The organism is Devosia equisanguinis (assembly GCF_900631955.1).
GTDB lineage: Bacteria > Pseudomonadota > Alphaproteobacteria > Rhizobiales > Devosiaceae > Devosia > Devosia equisanguinis.
In genome coordinates this window covers 299,938-317,607 of the sequence record NZ_UZWD01000004.1, presented here as the reverse complement: position 1 = coordinate 317,607, position 17,670 = coordinate 299,938, and the positions used below count along the sequence as shown (strand labels likewise).

The 17,670-nt window shown below is 62.0% G+C and carries 15 protein-coding genes, 1 tRNA gene and 1 pseudogene; 14 read left to right on the top strand and 3 right to left on the bottom strand.

Going from position 1 to position 17,670, the window contains the following annotated elements; all coding sequences use genetic code 11:
- Positions 1 to 448: 448 nt before the first annotated feature.
- Positions 449 to 1,878, top strand: a pseudogene (locus tag DEVEQU_RS01615) (IS1182 family transposase).
- 207 nt (positions 1,879 to 2,085) lie between these two features.
- Here the strand turns inward: DEVEQU_RS01615 and DEVEQU_RS01610 are convergent.
- Positions 2,086 to 2,175 (bottom strand) — tRNA-Ser (locus DEVEQU_RS01610).
- 235 nt (positions 2,176 to 2,410) lie between these two features.
- On the opposite strand from DEVEQU_RS01610, the gene DEVEQU_RS01605 reads away from it, so the two are divergent.
- The 3 genes from DEVEQU_RS01605 to DEVEQU_RS01595 all read left to right on the top strand — a co-directional run bounded on the left by DEVEQU_RS01605 (position 2,411) and on the right by DEVEQU_RS01595 (position 3,968).
- On the top strand, positions 2,411 to 2,734 hold the full coding sequence (locus DEVEQU_RS01605) for a hypothetical protein (RefSeq protein ID WP_126148805.1): 324 nt from the start codon (positions 2,411 to 2,413) through the stop codon (positions 2,732 to 2,734).
- A gap of 108 nt (positions 2,735 to 2,842) precedes the next feature.
- Positions 2,843 to 3,499: a peptide-methionine (S)-S-oxide reductase MsrA gene (msrA, locus tag DEVEQU_RS01600; RefSeq protein ID WP_126148804.1), complete on the top strand. Its 657-nt coding sequence runs from the start codon at positions 2,843 to 2,845 to the stop codon at positions 3,497 to 3,499.
- A gap of 70 nt (positions 3,500 to 3,569) precedes the next feature.
- Positions 3,570 to 3,968 (top strand): MmcQ/YjbR family DNA-binding protein, encoded by a 399-nt coding sequence (locus tag DEVEQU_RS01595; protein WP_223214067.1) that lies wholly within the window; start codon positions 3,570 to 3,572, stop codon positions 3,966 to 3,968.
- On the opposite strand, the gene DEVEQU_RS01590 is transcribed toward DEVEQU_RS01595, so the two are convergent.
- A complete protein-coding gene (locus tag DEVEQU_RS01590) occupies positions 3,943 to 5,727 on the bottom strand; it encodes a hypothetical protein (RefSeq protein WP_126148803.1) in 1,785 nt (594 codons plus the stop codon). The genes DEVEQU_RS01595 and DEVEQU_RS01590 overlap by 26 nt on opposite strands.
- 132 nt (positions 5,728 to 5,859) lie before the next feature.
- Between DEVEQU_RS01590 and DEVEQU_RS01585 the strand changes: the two genes are divergently transcribed.
- Positions 5,860 to 6,261 (top strand): VOC family protein, encoded by a 402-nt coding sequence (locus DEVEQU_RS01585; protein ID WP_126148802.1) that lies wholly within the window; start codon positions 5,860 to 5,862, stop codon positions 6,259 to 6,261.
- 57 nt (positions 6,262 to 6,318) lie between these two features.
- Positions 6,319 to 7,365 carry a GGDEF domain-containing protein gene (locus DEVEQU_RS01580; protein WP_126148801.1) on the top strand — a complete coding sequence of 349 codons (1,047 nt, stop codon included), beginning with the start codon at positions 6,319 to 6,321 and terminating at the stop codon, positions 7,363 to 7,365.
- A gap of 10 nt (positions 7,366 to 7,375) precedes the next feature.
- Here DEVEQU_RS01580 and DEVEQU_RS01575 read toward each other — a convergent pair whose 3' ends face one another.
- Positions 7,376 to 8,095 carry a TetR family transcriptional regulator C-terminal domain-containing protein gene (locus tag DEVEQU_RS01575; protein ID WP_126148800.1) on the bottom strand — a complete coding sequence of 240 codons (720 nt, stop codon included), beginning with the start codon at positions 8,093 to 8,095 and terminating at the stop codon, positions 7,376 to 7,378.
- A 174-nt stretch (positions 8,096 to 8,269) separates the two neighbouring features.
- On the opposite strand from DEVEQU_RS01575, the gene DEVEQU_RS01570 reads away from it, so the two are divergent.
- From DEVEQU_RS01570 to DEVEQU_RS01535, 8 genes are all read left to right on the top strand, one after another.
- Positions 8,270 to 9,550, top strand: a complete 1,281-nt coding sequence (locus DEVEQU_RS01570) for an aspartate aminotransferase family protein (RefSeq protein ID WP_126148917.1) — start codon at positions 8,270 to 8,272, stop codon at positions 9,548 to 9,550.
- Positions 9,550 to 11,046, top strand: a complete 1,497-nt coding sequence (locus tag DEVEQU_RS01565) for a CoA-acylating methylmalonate-semialdehyde dehydrogenase (protein ID WP_126148799.1) — start codon at positions 9,550 to 9,552, stop codon at positions 11,044 to 11,046. The genes DEVEQU_RS01570 and DEVEQU_RS01565 overlap by 1 nt, the downstream gene beginning before the upstream one ends.
- 157 nt (positions 11,047 to 11,203) lie before the next feature.
- Positions 11,204 to 12,454 carry a Zn-dependent hydrolase gene (locus DEVEQU_RS01560; RefSeq protein WP_126148798.1) on the top strand — a complete coding sequence of 417 codons (1,251 nt, stop codon included), beginning with the start codon at positions 11,204 to 11,206 and terminating at the stop codon, positions 12,452 to 12,454.
- An 88-nt stretch (positions 12,455 to 12,542) separates the two neighbouring features.
- The gene (locus DEVEQU_RS01555) at positions 12,543 to 13,058 is read left to right on the top strand and encodes an endonuclease domain-containing protein (protein ID WP_223214066.1); all 516 of its coding nucleotides are present in this window, start codon (positions 12,543 to 12,545) and stop codon (positions 13,056 to 13,058) included.
- Positions 13,055 to 14,506 (top strand): dihydropyrimidinase, encoded by a 1,452-nt coding sequence (gene hydA, locus DEVEQU_RS01550; RefSeq protein ID WP_126148796.1) that lies wholly within the window; start codon positions 13,055 to 13,057, stop codon positions 14,504 to 14,506. The genes DEVEQU_RS01555 and hydA overlap by 4 nt, the downstream gene beginning before the upstream one ends.
- A 195-nt stretch (positions 14,507 to 14,701) precedes the next feature.
- Positions 14,702 to 15,538, top strand: a complete 837-nt coding sequence (locus tag DEVEQU_RS01545; RefSeq protein WP_223214065.1) for an ABC transporter ATP-binding protein — start codon at positions 14,702 to 14,704, stop codon at positions 15,536 to 15,538.
- Positions 15,539 to 15,686: 148 nt separating this feature from the next.
- Complete coding sequence (locus tag DEVEQU_RS01540; RefSeq protein WP_126148794.1) at positions 15,687 to 16,553, top strand: ABC transporter permease; 867 nt, start codon at positions 15,687 to 15,689, stop codon at positions 16,551 to 16,553.
- A complete protein-coding gene (locus DEVEQU_RS01535) occupies positions 16,550 to 17,656 on the top strand; it encodes an ABC transporter permease (RefSeq protein WP_126148793.1) in 1,107 nt (368 codons plus the stop codon). The genes DEVEQU_RS01540 and DEVEQU_RS01535 overlap by 4 nt, the downstream gene beginning before the upstream one ends.
- Positions 17,657 to 17,670: the final 14 nt, after the last annotated feature.

The following is a 17,670-nucleotide window of genomic DNA, read 5'->3' as shown; positions in this document are numbered from 1 at the left end:
TTCGTCTTAACCTCAAGAACTACGGCGGGCAGGCGATCGTTGCCGGACCGCCCCTGTTTGACTATCTCTCTCGCGCGCTGAATCTGCCTTAGCTGGCGATGGCCTAATTGCTTTCGAGCAGATACACGCCACTTTCAGTTGAGTCTCGGCGCAGACGTGCCTTGATCGCAACGTACCCTAATGGCGCAGGTAGGCATCTACTGGATATTGGCCTTGTCGCCTGTCACCTCCATGCCAACTTCACTGACAAAAAGTCTAGTGCCCGTCTCTGGACCTTGTTGAGGTTGGATAAACGGCTGGTATGATGTGCATCGATGCTGTTTCTCGAGCACCTGAGAACGGCCGCTTTGGACGCTTCTTGAGTCAACTCCGGATGACCGCAATGGGGTGGAAGCTGTGTGAAAACTCCTGATTATGGTATGATCTGACACTGCTTCGGAGGTGCCAGATGGGACGTTTCGTTGAAGTTGCTGAACGTGATCAGGTGAGCTTTTTGCCGGCGCGCCTTGAGGATTATGTGGATGCGGACAAACCGGTCCGCATTATCGATGCCTTTGTCGACGAGCTCGATCTGGCCGAACTTGGCTTCGCGCGTGTGCAGCCGGCAGCCACGGACCGACCCGGCTACGCGCCAGGCACCATGCTCAAGCTCTATGTCTATGGATATCTTCACCAGCTAACTTCGAGCCGGAAGCTGAAGCGTGAGGCCGGTCGCAATATCGAGCTGACGTGGCTGACGTACCCGACTTCAAGACCATTGCCGACTTCCGCCGTGACAATGCTGGTGCGATCCAGATCGCGTGTCAGCGCTTTGTTGCCATCTGTCGTGCCCTTGGCCTGGTCGGTGGCGGCATGGTTGCGATTGATGGCTCACGCCTGCGCGCGGTGAACACGCACGAGAAAAACTACACCAAGGGCAAGCTGGCGCGGCGCAGGGCTCATGTTGAGGAGAGCATCGCGCGCTATCTGGCCGAGCTCGAGCAAGCCGACAGTGCAGAAACCGGACCGGCCACACCGCGGATCGAGCACCTGACCGAGCGACTGGCATCACTGCGCGGTCGCCTTGGCGAACTCGAGGCGATTGGCCGGCAGCTGGAAGCCTCTCCAGACGGACAGCTCTCGCTCACCGATCCAGATGCCCGCGCCATGGCAACCGGCCGCGACCATCGCGGCGTCGTCGGCTATAATGTGCAGGCGGCCGTCGATACCGAACACCATATTGTGGTGGCCAATGCTGTGACCAACCGGGGTCATGACCGCTCTCACCTGCTGGAGATGGCCAAGACGGCCCAGGCCGAGATCGGCGCTGCCCAAATGATCGCCCTTGCTGATCGCGGCTACTATGAGGGCGAGCAGATCCGCTCCTGCGCGCAAGCCGGCATCGTTCCCATGATGCCCAAGCCCAATACATCACCGGCTCAGGCGCACGGCTTCTGGGGCAAGACCACCTTCGTTTATCAGCCTGAGGCCGACGCCTATCGTTGCCCTGTCGGCGAACAGCTTCAGAAGCGCCATACTACGGTTGAGGCTGGCAAGCTCATCAACGTCTATTACAACCAGAAGGCCTGCAGTGCCTGCCCATCGCGCCCGCTCTGCACGTCCGGCAAGGAAAAGCGCATCCGACGATGGGAGCATGAGGCGGTGCTCGATGAGATGGAGCGCAGGTTCGAGGCCATGCCAGACGCGATGGCGGTCCGCCGCTGCACCGTCGAGCATGTCTTCGGGACCATAAAAGGCTGGATGGGTGCCACCCACTTCCGAACGAGGGGCCTCAAGAACGTTGCCACCGAAGCCAGCCTGGTGATCCTGGCCTATAACATCAAGCGCGCCGTAGCGGTCGCCGGCGTGGCCTCAACCCTCAAGGCAATAACAGGGTGAACGGAGCCCAACCTGCGCCATCGCAATCAAGCTGAGCCATCATGTGCGCCGAGTTCTCACACAGCCTCGCGCACTTAGCCGCCATGACCGTCTCCGACTCCAGAGCCAAGGGGCCGGAGACGGAACGACACGTGCATGATGCATATGTACAATTCCCGAAGATTCTCCGGGAGTCTAAGTCGTTGAAAATACGCGCTTTAAGAGGACTGGCGGAGAGAAAGGGATTCGAACCCTTGAGACGGTTCCCCGCCTACACACTTTCCAGGCGTGCGCCTTCGACCACTCGGCCATCTCTCCGCTGTGCTCGTGTTCCACTCTGGACAGAGGATGGCCTGTTCGGCCGGTGCGAGCGAGGCGCAATATACTCATCGGCGATGCATGTGCAAGCGATGAGTTCGCCTAGCGCACGATTGTTTTAACCCGTCGCTGCCATCTTGTGATCTGTGGCGCCAGCGTGCAACAAGGGCGATGGCGTTCCAGAAAAAGCCGGCCAGCGGCGGACCGGTTTGTTCAGTGGGCACGGGAATGGCGCATGCGGCTGGTTTTGAGAATTCTGGGCACCTGGCTGATTGGCCTGGCGCTTATCCTGCTTGTGGTCGACGGCACCAAGTCGCTGGCCGCCAACCACATCGTCTTCACCTCGCTGAGCCAGGCCTGGATGCAGGTGCATGCCGATAGCCTCGCGGCGGTGCGCGCCTTTTTCGACAGCCGCTTCTTCGCCGACCTGCTCGACACCGCGCTCAACAGCGTTCTGACCTATCCCGCCTTCGCAGTCATCGGTGTGCCGGGGATCCTGCTGGCGCTGCTCGGGCGCCGTAAGCGCAGCGAGCGTTTTTTGCGCCAGGAGCAGATCTAGCCCGCGGTGCAGGCACCGCCGCTCGCCATCGCGGTGAACACAAGCGCAGGAGCCATGTTGCGGCGGCGCTGGTGCGTGCCCATATTATGCTGCGAAAAGGAGACACAGATGTTCTTCCGCACCAAATCCTCGACCATCCCCACCGCTGCCGAAGCCCTGCCGGGCCGGTCGCAGCCGCTCGAGATCGCCGCCAACCATGAGGTCAATGGCGTCCCGCTCAAAGGCCCCTATCCCGAGGGTACCGAGACCATTTATTTCGGACTGGGCTGTTTCTGGGGCGCAGAACGGCTGTTCTGGCAGTTGCCGGGCGTTGTCGTGACTGCCGTGGGCTATCAGGGCGGCTCGACGCCCAATCCCAGCTATGAGGAAGTGTGTTCCGGCCAGACTGGGCACACCGAAATCGTCAAGGTGGTCTACGACCCCAAGGTGATCTCGCTCGACAAGCTGCTCAAGACCTTCTGGGAAGAGCATGACCCGACCCAGGGCATGCGCCAGGGCAATGATGTGGGCACGCAATATCGCTCGGCCATCTATACCACGACGCCGGAGCAGGCCGAGGTGGTGGCGCGCAGCCGCGCCACGTATCAGGAGGCATTGCGCGCCCGGGGGCTGGCCAATATCACCACCGAGATCGCGCCGGCAGGTCCGTTCTTCTATGCCGAGACCTATCACCAGCAATATCTCTACAAGAACCCCAATGGCTATTGCGGCCTGGCCGGGACCGGGGTGTCCTGCCCGATTGGGCTCGGCGTCGCCGCCGAGTAGCTGAGGGAAACGGTTTGTCATCGCAACGCTCCGGCCTCGGGCCGGGGCGTTCTTCTGTTTGGCGGCCGTCGTGACAACAGACTTTCCAGCGATCATGCATCGGCCAGCATTCGAAGCCTATGTGCTGAGCCTGCCGGCGGCGACATTGGTGCGGCAATGGCGCGACGACTCGGTGGCCAAGGTGGGCGGCAAGATTTTCTGCCTGCTTGATGGCGATCCCGGCGAAATCTGGCTGAAAGTCTCGCCGATGAGCTACGCATTGATGACCGAGATGGACGGCATTCGCCCGGCACCCTATTTCGCCCGCGCCGGCTGGGTGGCGATCGGGCCGGACAGTGCGCTGAGCGAGGACGAAATCCGCGCCTATATTGTCGCTGCCCACGGGCTTATCGCGGCCAAGCTGACGCGCAAGCTGCGCACTGCACTGGAACTGGACCAGGCGCTTATGGCAGGATCGCATAAACCCTGAGCGGGCCCTCGAGCGACACATCCACCAGCCATTCGGGCAGGTCGCCGTCCCGCAGCAGGTCGACCAGGGCCGGCTTTGCGCGGTCTGCCTGTCCCGCCATCTCCGGCATGGTCGGGCAGGTGACGAGCAAGCCGAGGCCGCGCTCGGCGGCAATCGCCTTGGCGCCATCCACCGGGCCATTGAAGAAGGCGAAGGTGTCGAGCACACCCTGCTGGTTGCGGTGATAGGGCGCCGACACCACGGCATGATCGGTTTCGAGCAGCATATGGGCGCCCAGATCGATTGGGGTCATGATCCGCTCGGGCGGCAAAGGCGCGAGATCGACGAAAGCCGATGCGGCGAGGCAGGCGCGCTTATTGCCATCGTTTTGCGGAATGCCCGCGACGACGCCGGGAAAGGCATTGCTCGTGACCACCACCAGAATGGCGATGATGACCCCGGAAAAGGCCAGCCAGCTGCCCAGGAGGCCGAGCGCCGGCAGAACCGATGGGCGCGCCAGATAGGCGCGGCGCACCGATACGATGAGCCAGGCGGCAGCCGGCATGGCCGGGATGACGGCGAGGCGCGAGCCCCGGATCTGGGCCAGCATGACAATGTTGAGCAGCAGGAGGAAGACCAACAGGGTCAGCCATTGCTGGCGCTTTCCTGGCTCTCGCCAGAAGGCGATTGCAGCGATAACCAGCGCCAGCAGGGCAGGAATGCCCACTGACAAGGCATAGCCGGGCATTTCGCGCAACGCCACATGCCAGGTCTTGGCCTCGCTGATAGCACCAAGCCAATGCGTCTGTAGCCAGGGGTCGAGCTGACCATAGGGCCCGGCAAGGCACTGCGGGTAGACCAGGGCCACGATGGCTGCGGCAGCCAGACCCAGGACGGCCAGGAGACCGAGCCTTTGCCAGGCGGCGCGCGGCGTGGGTAGGGCAGCGACAACGATATAGGCAGCGCCGATGGCGAAACCGGCCAGCACATAGACCGGTGAGATCATGTCACAGGCCGATTCCAGCCAGCGGCTGGGCGGACGAACAATGGCGAGATTGGCCCACATGCCAACGGCGAAGGCGACACCGAAGAGACCCAAAGTGCGCTTGTGGACGGGGTCGAAGACGTAGAACAACCCGATCGCCAACACGGCGGCAATCACCACCGGCAATGACTCCACCGCACCCCCCATGCCGGTGGCGATGACCAGGCCGGCGCCGATGGCAAATCGCGGCCGGCGCAGGGATACGAGCACCGTCCAGAGCGCCGCGAGCGTAAGCAGGATGATGACATTGTGGTGGTCGACGCGGCCGGGATTGAACTCGGCCAGGATGGCCGGGCTCAGCACCGGCAGCACCAGGGCCGGCAGCAGGCCGTCGCGTCCGACGATTTCAAGCGCGATGCGGGCCGAGAGCCAGAGCACTACGGCCAGGAGCGCCAGAGGCCAGATCGTGCCCGCCAGCAGCATGGCATTGGCCTGGGTGGTTATCAGCGAGAACAACGCCACCATGGCCGCCAATGGTACATCGATCAGCCGTGACCAGTGGATTTCGGCGCCATAGGGGATGTTGAGGCGGTGCTGCACCAGGTCGTACCAGCCCTGGCCCGCGAGCAGATCTCGGACCACCACCATGCGCATGGCATCATCGGTGTCAGCAAAGAGCGGCCCCTCGCCGCGAGAGTAGACACGCAGCATCAAGGTTGCCACCGCGACCGCCCAGATGGCGAGCAGCCAGAGCCAGTCCTGGCGCCTGAGGGCGGGAGCATGCTGATCGGGCACGGTGATCTTTCCTTGGCGATGATTGGATCGACCATGGCCAGCGCAGGGTTAAGACCAGGTAGCGAAAGGCGGGCGGCGAACGCAAAACCAGAGTAGGCTCAACTGCACGGCTGGCCGGCAGAGGAGCACAACATGGCATCTTCCACTCAAATTGGTCCCATCGGACAGATTGCGCGCACGGTGCGCAACATCGAGACCTCGCTTGCCTGGTACAGAGACAGGCTTGGCTTGGCCCTATTGTACCAGTTTGACGGCATGGCCTTTTTCGATGCCGGGGGCATCAGACTTTATCTGCAGCAGGGCACCGAGGCCGGGGCAGAATCCATTCTCTATTTCAGGGTCGAGGATATCGTAGCCAGCCACGCGGCTCTGGTGCAAAATGGCATAGACTTCATGCGCGAGCCGCACCGTGTGCACCGGCACGAGGACGGTACGGAAGAATGGATGGCCTTTTTCGCCGATCCCGATGGTCGACCCCTGGCGCTGATGTCGGCACGCCGAATGACCGACACCGAGAAGCTGGACGGCCGCTAACCGGTTACGAACCATTGTCGGGCCAGAGTGGTGGCGGACGCGGACCACCACTCGAAAATGACACCCACACCCCGCTTCAGCGCGATACATGCCGATGACGGTCGAGCGCTTGCGCCCATACGTTTTCTGGTGCTGGGCGCCTTTCTGAGCGCCATCCTCGCCGTCATCGTGCTCTTTGCCTCGGTATTGCATGTCATGTCGACCACCGACGCGATATCGATGGAAGAAGAGCGCAATCGCGCGGTGCATGTAGCCGATATTCTCCCGCATATCCCGGACGACGAAATGGACCAGGCCGTGGCTGAGTTGGGCCTGGTCGCCGGCCTCGATACCCTGCGCATTGTCGCCACGCCCCCAGATGGGATACGTATGCAGTCGATCCCGCTGCTGGGTGGCCCAAGAGGTGGCATGTTCCTCGCCTGGCATGCAGCAAGCCCGGGCACCCAGTTGCTGACTGCGCATGCGCCCACCCGCGTACCCCTCATCCTGCTGTTCATCGGCGGTGTCCTGGGGTGTCTGCTCGCCATGTTGCGGCATGTGCGGCTGCTCGAGAAACAGCGCCTTCATGCCGAGGAACAGGCAAAGAGCGACCACCTGACCCGGCTGCCCAACCGCGTGGCGCTTGATGCCGAACTCTCGCGCCTGGCGGAGGCCAATGAGCCGTTCTCGCTGTTCGCACTGGATCTCGACCGCTTCAAACCGATCAACGACATGTTCGGCCACCACATGGGCGATCAGGCGCTGATCGAGGTCAGCCAACGCCTGATGGCCGGCATGCGAGAGGGCGAAATGCTGGCCCGTGTGGGCGGTGACGAGTTCGTTGCGGTGGTGCGGCGCGGTCAGCGTCGCGACAATCTCAGTGCCCTGGCAGAGGCCTGGATTGCCGATGTGGGCATGCCGCTGCAATCGGTCGGCCGTAATGTGTCGGTCGGTGTCAGCATCGGTATCGTGGAGAATGGCCTGGCCCAACCGCCGGTCACCCTGCTGAAGCAAGCCGACAGGGCACTTTACGAGGCCAAGCGCGGCGATGGCGGTGGCTATCGCTTCAGCGGCAGCAATAGGCCACCACCCAGCAGCCCGCTCGATACGCCACGCGCCGCCTGAGACGTTCGGCCTAGCGGTTGCGCGGTGTCAGCCCATGGAGATAGAGCTGTTCGAGGGTGCGAGCGGCATCTTCGAAGCGCCCTTCGCCATTGCGACCCGGACCGAGCACGGCACGCACCTGCACGTCGAAATCGGCGTAATGCTGGGTAGTGGCCCAGATGGAAAAGATCAGGTGGTAGGGATCGGTACGGGCGATCTTGCCCTCGTCCATCCACCCCATCAGAAGCCTTGCCTTTTCATCGACCAGGCCTTTGAGATCGACCTCGATCATTTCGCTGATGCGCGGAGCGCCCTGCAGCATCTCATTGGCAAAGAGCCGGCTTTCCCGCGGGAAGTCGCGCGCCATTTCAAGCTTGCGGCGAATGTAGGAGCGAATTTCGGAGAAGGGATCGCCGTTTTCGTCCATCTCGCGCAACGGCGCCAGCCAGGTGTCGAGCAAGGCGGCGATCAGGCGGCGATGGATCTCTTCCTTTTTGGGAAAATAGTAGAGCAGGTTGGGTTTGCTCATCCCCGCCACTTCGGCGATCTGGTCGATGGTCGCGCCGCGAAAGCCGTGCACCGAGAAGACCTCCAGCGCCGCCTCTAGAATGATGTCCTGCTTTTCCTTCTGGATGCGCGTCAGCGGCCGCGGCTTGGTCGGCGAATGTGCGGCGGCTTTCGCATCGGCCTTGTGCTGACGCCTCGACACCGGTGTTGGATGGTCCGCAGCTTTCAGCTTTTTAGAGGTCATTTTCGCCTTGCGGGAATGTGTAGGGATGCTAACATTTTTCCAACTGGTCAAAATTTCTTGGGTTCAGGTCCTTCCGTCAAGGCCCAAAAAGAAAAACCGGTCCACTTCATTGGGAGCGAGAGTTTCGTGTCCACTTCATCCGCCGTTGCGCCAAACGATCTGAGCGCGTTCTGGATGCCGTTTACGGCGAACCGGCAGTTCAAAAAATCCCCGCGCATGTTCGTGGCCGCCAAGGACATGCATTACACCACCTCCGACGGCCGCCAGGTGCTCGATGGCACGGCGGGCCTCTGGTGCGTCAATGCCGGTCACGCGCGGCCCAAGATCGTGGAAGCCATCGGCAAGCAGGCCGCAGAGCTCGACTACGCACCCGCTTTCCAGATGGGCCACCCCAAGGCGTTCGAGCTCGCCAACCGCATCGTTGATATTGCCCCCGACGGGCTCGACCATGTGCTGTTCACCAATTCCGGCTCTGAATCCGTGGAAACCGCCCTCAAGGTGGCTCTGGCCTATCACCGCGCCAAGGGCGATGGCAGCCGCTTCCGCCTGATCGGGCGCGAGCGCGGCTATCACGGCGTCAATTTCGGCGGCATCTCGGTGGGTGGCATCGTCTCCAACCGCAAGATGTTCGGTACGCTGCTGACCGGGGTCGACCACCTGCCGCATACCCATAACCTCTCAAAGAACGCCTTCTCACGTGGCGAGCCGGCCAATGGTGTGGAACTGGCGGACGAACTCGAGCGCATTGTCACCCTGCATGATGCCTCTACAATCGCCGCGGTCATCGTCGAGCCGGTAGCAGGCTCCACCGGCGTCTTGATCCCGCCGCCGGGATACCTCAAGCGCCTGCGTGAAATCACCAAGAAGCACGGTATCCTGCTGATCTTTGACGAGGTGATCACCGGATATGGCCGCCTCGGAACGCCGTTCGGCGCCGACTATTTCGATGTCGTTCCCGATATCATGGTCACGGCCAAGGGTCTGACCAATGGCGTCATTCCCATGGGCGCGGTGCTGGTCTCGGCCGAGATCCACGACGCGTTCATGACCGGGCCGGAGCATCTCATCGAGTTTTTCCACGGCTATACCTATTCGGGGAACCCGATTGCCTCGGCGGCAGGCCTCGCTACGCTTGAAACCTATAAGGAAGAGGGTCTGCTGACGCGCGGCGCCGAGCTTGCCAAGGTGTGGGAAGATGCGCTGCATTCGCTCAAGGGCGAACCGCATGTCATCGACATCCGCAATATCGGCCTTGTCGGTGCCATCGAGCTCGAGCCCATTGCCGGACAGCCGACCAAGCGCGCCTTTTCGGCTTTCCTCAACGCCTTCGAGCAGGGCTATCTGATCCGCACCACCGGCGACATCATCGCCCTCTCCCCGCCCTTGATCATTTCGGAGAGCCAGATCGGCGAACTGATCGACGCGGTGCGCAAGGCCCTGAGGAGCATTGACTGATGCAGATCATCGAAAACGCCGTTGCCGGCAAGCGCTATGTGTCGTCCTCGACCCGCCGGGTGCCGGTGTTCAACCCGGCCACTGGCGAGCAGAGCGCGGAATTGCCGCTCTCGACCCTGGATGAGCTGAACGCGGCCGTCGAAAACGCCAAGAAGGCGCAAATCGCCTGGGGCAATACCACGCCCATGAAGCGCGCTCGCGTCATGTTCAAGTTCAAGGCATTGCTCGATCAATATGCCGACGATCTCGCCCGCGAGATTTCCAAGGAACATGGCAAGGTGCATGACGACGCGCTGGGCGAAGTGGCCCGTGGCATCGACTGCGTCGATTTTGCCTGCGGCATCCCGCATCTGCTCAAGGGCGAGTTCTCGCGCAATGTCGGGCCGAGCATCGATTCCTATTCCGATCGCCAGCCGCTGGGCGTCGTGGCCGGGATCACCCCGTTCAACTTCCCGGCCATGGTGCCGATGTGGATGTATCCGGCCGCCATCGCCTGTGGCAACGCCTTCATTTTGAAGCCCTCCGAACGCGATCCCAGCGCGCCGATGCTGGCCTGGAACCTGTTCATGGAAGCCGGCCTGCCCGAGGGTATTCTCAATGTCGTCCACGGCGACAAAGAGATGGTCGACGGCATTCTCGACCACCCCGACATCAAGGCCGTCAGCTTTGTCGGCTCGACCCCGATTGCCGAATATGTCTACCAGCGCGGCACCAAGGCCGGTAAGCGGGTACAGGCGTTGGGCGGCGCCAAGAACCACATGATCATCATGCCGGATGCCGATCTCGACCAGGCAGCCGACGCGCTGATGGGCGCGGGTTATGGTTCGGCCGGCGAGCGCTGCATGGCGATCTCGGTGGCCGTGCCGGTGGGCAAGGACACAGCCGACGCGCTTGTCGCAAAACTCAAGCCACGCGTCGAAAGCCTCAAGATCGGCCCGGCCACCGACAAGGATGCCGAAATGGGTCCGGTCGTGACCAAGATGCATCGCGACAAGATTGTTGGATATATCGATTCCGGGGTCGAGCAGGGTGCAAAGCTCGTCGTCGATGGCCGTGGTTTCAAGCTTCAGGGCTATGAGAACGGCTATTATGTCGGCGGCACGCTGTTCGACAATGTCGAGCCGGAGATGAAAATCTACAAGGAAGAGATTTTCGGACCGGTGCTGTCGGTGGTGCGCCGCGACAGCTTCCAGGACGCGGTCGATTTGATCCATGGGCATGAATATGCCAATGGCACCGCCATTTTCACCCGCGACGGCGACGCCGCCCGCGAATTTGCCGACAAGATCGAAGTGGGCATGGTTGGCATCAACGTGCCGATCCCGGTGCCGGTGGCCTATCACAGCTTCGGCGGCTGGAAGCGTTCGCTGTTCGGCGATCACTCGATTTATGGGCCCGAAGGCATTCACTTCTATACGCGGCTCAAGACTGTCACCACGCGCTGGCCCGCCGGGATCAAGGGCGGCGCCGAATTCAGCTTCCCGAGCGTAAAGTAGGCAATATGGTCAGCGTCGAACATGCATCGCTGACACCATTGCCTCACTCCTTCGGGAGCGGGCTCTGCCCGCTCTCTCTTTCATCCTCCCGGCCCCGCCATTCGCGCCTCTGCGATGGCGGGGCTCTTTGTTTTGACTTACCTCACGAGCACACAACATGACTTCTCCCGGCGAGAACCTTCGGATCAATGGCGATCGGCTCTGGGAGAGCCTGATGGAGATGGCCCAGGTTGGGCCCGGCATTGCCGGGGGCAATAATCGCCAGACGCTGACCGATGCAGACAAGCAGGGGCGCGAGCTGTTCCAGGCCTGGTGCGAAGCGGCGGGACTGACCATGGGCGTCGACAAGATGGGCACCATGTTCATGACCCGCCCCGGCACTGATCCCGACGCGCTGCCGGTTTATGTCGGCAGCCATCTCGATACCCAACCGACCGGCGGCAAATATGACGGCGTTCTAGGCGTCTTGGCGGGGCTTGAAGTGGTGCGCTCGCTCAACGATCTCAACATCAAGACCAAGCACCCCATCGTCGTCACCAATTGGGCCAATGAAGAAGGGGCGCGCTTTGCCCCGGCCATGCTGGCCTCCGGCGTCTTCGCCGGGGTGCATAGCCTCGACTACGCCTATGGCCGCAAAGACCAGGAGGGTCTGAGCTATGGCGAGGAACTCAAGCGTATCGGCTGGCTGGGCGATGAAGAAGTGGGCGCGCGAAAGATGCATGCCTATCTCGAATATCACATCGAACAGGGCCCCATTCTCGAAGCCGAGAACAAGCAGATCGGCGTGGTCACCCACGGTCAGGGCTTGTGGTGGCTCGAATTCACGCTGACCGGCAAGGAGGCCCATACCGGCTCGACGCCGATGGCCATGCGGGTCAATGCCGGGCTCGCCATGGCGCGCATTTTCGAAGCGGTGCAGACCATCGCCATGTCCGAACAGCCCGGCGCGGTGGCGGGCACCGGACAGGTCAGGTTCTCACCCAATTCGCGCAACGTCTTGCCGGGGACGGTGGTATTCACCGTCGATCTGCGCACGCCCGACCAGACCAAGCTCGACCGCATGCGTGCCGAAATCGAAAAGCGCGCAGCCGAGATCTGCGCCGAAATGGGCGTGGGCTGCGCTGTCGAGGCAGTGGGCCATTTTGACCCGGTCACCTTCGACCCCACCCTCGTTGCCCGGGTCCGCTCTGCTGCCGAAAAGCTCGGCTACAGCCATATGGACATCATCTCAGGGGCCGGCCATGACGCCTGCTGGACCAACAAAATTGCGCCGTCGGTGATGATCATGTGTCCCTGCGTCGGCGGCCTCAGCCACAACGAAGCCGAGGAAATCTCCAAGGACTGGGCCGCGGCGGGCGCGGATGTGCTGTTCCACGCGGTGCTGGAGACAGCGGAGATCGTGGAGTGAGATGCATGCCTTTCTCACGGGGCTGCGCGCCACCTTTTCCACGAAAGGGAGAAGAACGGAACCGGTGTTGCGGCGAGGGAGCGTCTCCGTGACGACACGCCCCCGTCAATTGCGTCGCAATGCCTCCATCGCCGAAAATCGGCTTTGGTATGTGCTCCGCAATCGCGGGCTGAAAGGGTTGAAATTCGTGCGGCAGATGCCAATCGGTCCCTACATAGTGGACTTCGCCTGCAGGGAGGCCGCCTTGATTGTCGAACTCGACGGCAATCAGCATGCTGAGAATGTCGCGGACGAGAAGCGAACTGCGCTCCTCAATGCTGACGGCTATTCCGTGTCGCGCTTCTGGAATCATGAGGTTCTTAGCCATCGCGAAACGGTCTGCGAGCTGATCATGGAAGCGATCGAGGGCTCCCCCTCACCCGACCTCCGCTTCGCTCCGGCCACCCTCTCCCCAAGTGGGAGAGGAATAAGAGGCGCCCGTGCAGCTGACGGCGCCAAATTTCTCCATCAGGCACGATCCGGTCTTCTCCCTCTCGGGGCGAAGGTGGCTCGCCCGCAGGGCGAGACGGATGAGGGGGCCTCTAATACAGGGAACGTACAATGAGCAAAGTCATCAAGAACGGCACCGTTGTCACGGCCGATCTGTCGTACAAGGCTGACGTCAAGATCGAGGGCGATGTGATCGTCGAGATCGGGCAGGATCTGTCCGGCGACGAGGTGCTGGACGCCACGGGCTGCTACATCATGCCGGGTGGGATCGATCCACATACCCATCTCGAAATGCCGTTCATGGGCACTTATTCGGCCGACGACTTCGAGAGCGGCACGCGGGCCGGACTGGCGGGCGGCACCACCATGGTGGTGGATTTCTGCCTGCCCAATCCGGACCAGAGCCTGCTCGAAGCGCTGAAAATGTGGGACAACAAGACCGGCAAGGCTTCGTCCGACTACTCCTTCCACATGGCGATCACCTGGTGGGGCGAGCAGGTGTTCAACGAAATGGCTGAGGTGGTGGATCGGGGGATCACCAGCTTCAAGCATTTCATGGCCTATAAGGGCAGCCTGATGGTCAATGACGACGAGATGTTCGCGTCATTCCAGCGCTGCGCCGCGCTTGGCGCCTTGCCGCTCGTCCATGCCGAGAATGGCGATGTGGTCGCGGCCATGACCGCCAAGCTCCTCGCCGAAGGCAATAATGGGCCGGAAGGCCACGCCTATTCGCGCCCGCCCGAGGTCGAGGGCGAGGCCACCAATCGCGCCATCATGATCGCCGATATGGCGGGCGTACCGCTTTATGTCGTGCACACCTCCTGCGAGCAGGCGCATGAAGCCATCCGCCGCGCCCGCGCCAAGGGCATGCGGGTTTATGGCGAGCCGCTGATCCAGCATCTGACGCTGGACGAGAGCGAATATTTCAATCCCGACTGGGACCATGCGGCGCGCCGGGTGATGTCGCCACCCTTCCGCAACAAGCAGCATCAGGACTCGCTCTGGGCCGGGTTGCAGTCCGGCTCGCTGTCCTGCGTCGCCACCGACCATTGCGCCTTTACCAGCGCGCAGAAGCGTAACGGTATCGGCAATTTTGCCAAGATTCCGAACGGCACGGGCGGGCTCGAAGACCGATTGCCGGTGCTCTGGACCGCGGGCGTCAATACCGGCCGTCTCACGCCCAACGAGTTCGTGGCCGTGACTTCGACCAATATCGCCAAGATCCTCAACATGTATCCTAAGAAGGGTGCGGTGCTGGTGGGCGCCGATGCCGACCTCATCGTCTGGGACCCCAAGCGCAAGAAGACCATCAGCGCCAAGAGCCAGCAATCGGTGATCGACTACAATGTATTCGAAGGCTTCGAGGTGACGGGCCTGCCCCGTTACGTACTGAGCCGCGGCAAGGTGTCCATCGTCGAGAACGAGATCAAGGCCGAGCCGGGCCATGGCAAGTTCGTGGCGCGCGAAGCGAAGAACCCTGTGAACAGGGCCCTCAGCCAGTGGAAAGAGATCGTGGCGCCGCGCAAGGTGGAACGCAGCGGCATTCCGGCAACTGGGGTCTAGTTGTCGGCAGGCTGATGAAAAACAAGGCACAGGCCGAAGGGCGCGGGAGAAAAAGGGAAATCTCCCCCGCATTTCCGGAGAACGGCATGGGTCTTGCACTGAAAGATGCAAAGGGCGCCGCTGGCGCGTCCACCGGGAAAGATCGCATTTGCAGCGGTCTCTTCTGGCCGCAGAAGAGTTAGAGGGGTCGAACTTTTGTCCGAAACGTCGTCCAATTTTGCAGCGGGAGGCTCGGCAGGGACGGCCGTCCCCGTCGTCCGCGCCGAACATCTTGGCCTCACCTTTCCGGCCGGCGACGGCGATGTGGTGGCGCTGAGCGACGTCAATCTCACCATCAACAAAGGCGATTTCGTTTCCTTCATCGGCCCTTCGGGCTGCGGCAAGACCACCTTCCTGCGCACCATCGCGGATCTGGAAAAGCCGACCTCTGGCACGCTCAGCATCAACGGCATGACTGCCGAGGAGGCGCGCAAGGCGCGCGCCTATGGCTATGTGTTCCAGGCCGCCGCGCTCTATCCATGGCGGACGATTGAGAAGAACGTGGCGCTGCCGCTTGAGATCATGGGCTATTCGGCGGCCCAGCAGGCCGAGCGCGTCAAGCGCACCATGGACCTGGTGAACCTCGCCGGTTTCGAGAAGAAATATCCCTGGCAATTGTCGGGCGGCATGCAACAGCGTGCCTCGATTGCCCGCGCCCTCTCCTTCGACGCCGACCTGCTGCTAATGGACGAGCCGTTCGGGGCGCTGGACGAGATCGTGCGCGACCATCTCAATTCCGAATTGCTGAAACTCTGGGGACGCACACAAAAAACCATCTGCTTTGTGACACATTCCATTCCCGAGGCAGTCTATCTTTCGACAAAGATCGTGGTGATGTCGCCGCGCCCTGGCCGGGTGACCGATGTCATCGAGAGCAGCTTGCCGCGCGAGCGCCCGCTGGACATTCGCGAGACGCCGGAATTTCTCGAAATTGCCGCACGGGTGCGCGACGGCCTCAGGGCTGGGCACAGCTATGATGAGGAGCATGTGTGATGGGGGCGAGACTTCGTCATGAAGGCCCCCACCCAGCCTCCCCCGGAAGGCGGGGGAGGAGCCTGCCGGTTCTCGGGAAGGTATCGAGGCATACTCGATGCACCCCTCCCCCTTCTCTAGGGGGAGGTTGGGTGGGGGTGTTCAACCCATGACCCGCATCATCCCCGTTCTCACCGTTCTCGCTGCCATTATCCTCTTCTGGTATGCCATGGCGATCCACATGAATGCGCCCTGGCAGAATACGCTCAACGCCCGAGCTGGCCTCGAAAACGTCCCCTTCTCTGACTTTGCGCAGCAGACCTGGTCGCAGGACAAGCCGGTGCTTCCGGCGCCACACCAGGTGGTTTCCGAAATCTGGAATGCCACGGTGGCGCTCGACATCAATTCCAAGCGCTCACTGGCCTATCATGGCTGGATCACGCTGTCGGCGACGCTGCTCGGCTTCGCGCTGGGCACGGCGCTGGGCGTATTGTTGGCGGTAGCCATCATCCACAACGATGCCTCGGACCGCTCGCTTATGCCCTGGATCATTGCCAGCCAGACCATTCCCATTCTTGCCGTGGCGCCTATGGTGGTGGTTGGCTTGGGCGCGGTGGGGCTGACCGGGCTAGTGCCGAAATCGCTGATCTCGATGTATCTCAGCTTTTTCCCGGTCGTTGTCGGCATGGTCAAGGGCCTGCGCTCGCCCGAAAGCATCCAGCTCGATCTGATGCGCACCTATGATGCCAATGGCTGGCAAACCTTCTGGAAGCTGCGCTGGCCGGCAGCCATGCCGTTTCTCTTCGCCTCGATGAAGGTGGGCATTGCCATTTCGCTGATCGGGGCGGTGGTGGCCGAGCTTTCCAATGCCTCTGGCGGCGGGCTCGGCGTGCGCCTTCTCACCGGCTCCTATAATGGCCAGACCATCCAGATCTGGGCGGCACTGTTCATTGCGGCCGGGCTGGCGGCGGTGCTGGTGGCCATTGTCGGCAGTGCCGAGCGCTATGTGAATGCTCGGATGGGGGTGCGGGCATGAGGCACAAACTCACTTCCCTACAACTCTATCTGGCATTGGTCGCTGGTGGCTGCGGCGTTTTCGGCGTGCTTGCCACCCTGCCGACGCTGGGCAGTGCACCGCTGCTTCAAGTGTTTTTCACCTTCGCGGCCCTGTCGCTTCTGCGCTTCGTGTTGCCTTGGCGGTTCTGGCTCGATGGTTGCATGGCGGCGCTGGGGGCCTGGGCGCTCATCGCCTCGCTGCCCGCTGGCACCATGCCGGTGCATTACTGGCTGGCCCTGATATCGGCCTGGGGCTTTGCCTGGCTGTTCGTCGAGCGGCTTTCAGCTCAAATTCGCGAGGGCAAGCTGCCCGAGACTGGTATGGGTCTCATCATCCCAATCACCTTCGGACTTGCCTTGCTGGTGATGTGGGAAGTGGTGACGCGCGGCGCCAATGTGCCGGCCGTGCTGTTGCCGCCGCCATCAGCCATCGGGGCGCGGCTGGCCGCGGAAACCGGCATTTTGTGGGCCGATTTCGTCCAGACTTTCATCAAGTCGGTGCTGCCTGGCTATGCCATTGGGTGTCTGGCGGGCCTCGTTGTGGCGATTCTCGTAGACCGCTCGCCCTTCCTCAAGGCCGGGATCATGCCGATCGGCAATTTCATGTCGGCACTGCCGATCATCGGCATCGCCCCCATCATGGTGATGTGGTTTGGCTTCGACTGGCAGTCCAAGGCGGCCGTCGTCGTGGCCATGACCTTCTTCCCCATGCTGGTGAACACCGTGGCCGGGCTCAATGCCGCCTCGGTGATGGAGCGCGACCTGATGCGCACCTATGCCGCTTCCTATTGGCAGACGTTGTTCAAGCTGCGCCTGCCCGCTGCCGCGCCGTTTATCTTCAACGCCCTCAAGATCAACTCGACTCTGGCCTTGATCGGCGCAATCGTAGCGGAATTCTTCGGGACGCCCGTTGTGGGAATGGGCTTCCGGATATCGACCGGGGTGGGGCGTCTCGCCATCGACCTGGTCTGGGCGGAGATCGCTGTTGCGGCGGTCGCGGGGTCCGCCTTCTACGGGGTGATCGCCCTCATCGAGAGGGGCGTCACCTTCTGGCATCCGTCTGTCCGTGGTGGACGGGCGTAAAGGGAAAAGGGAAC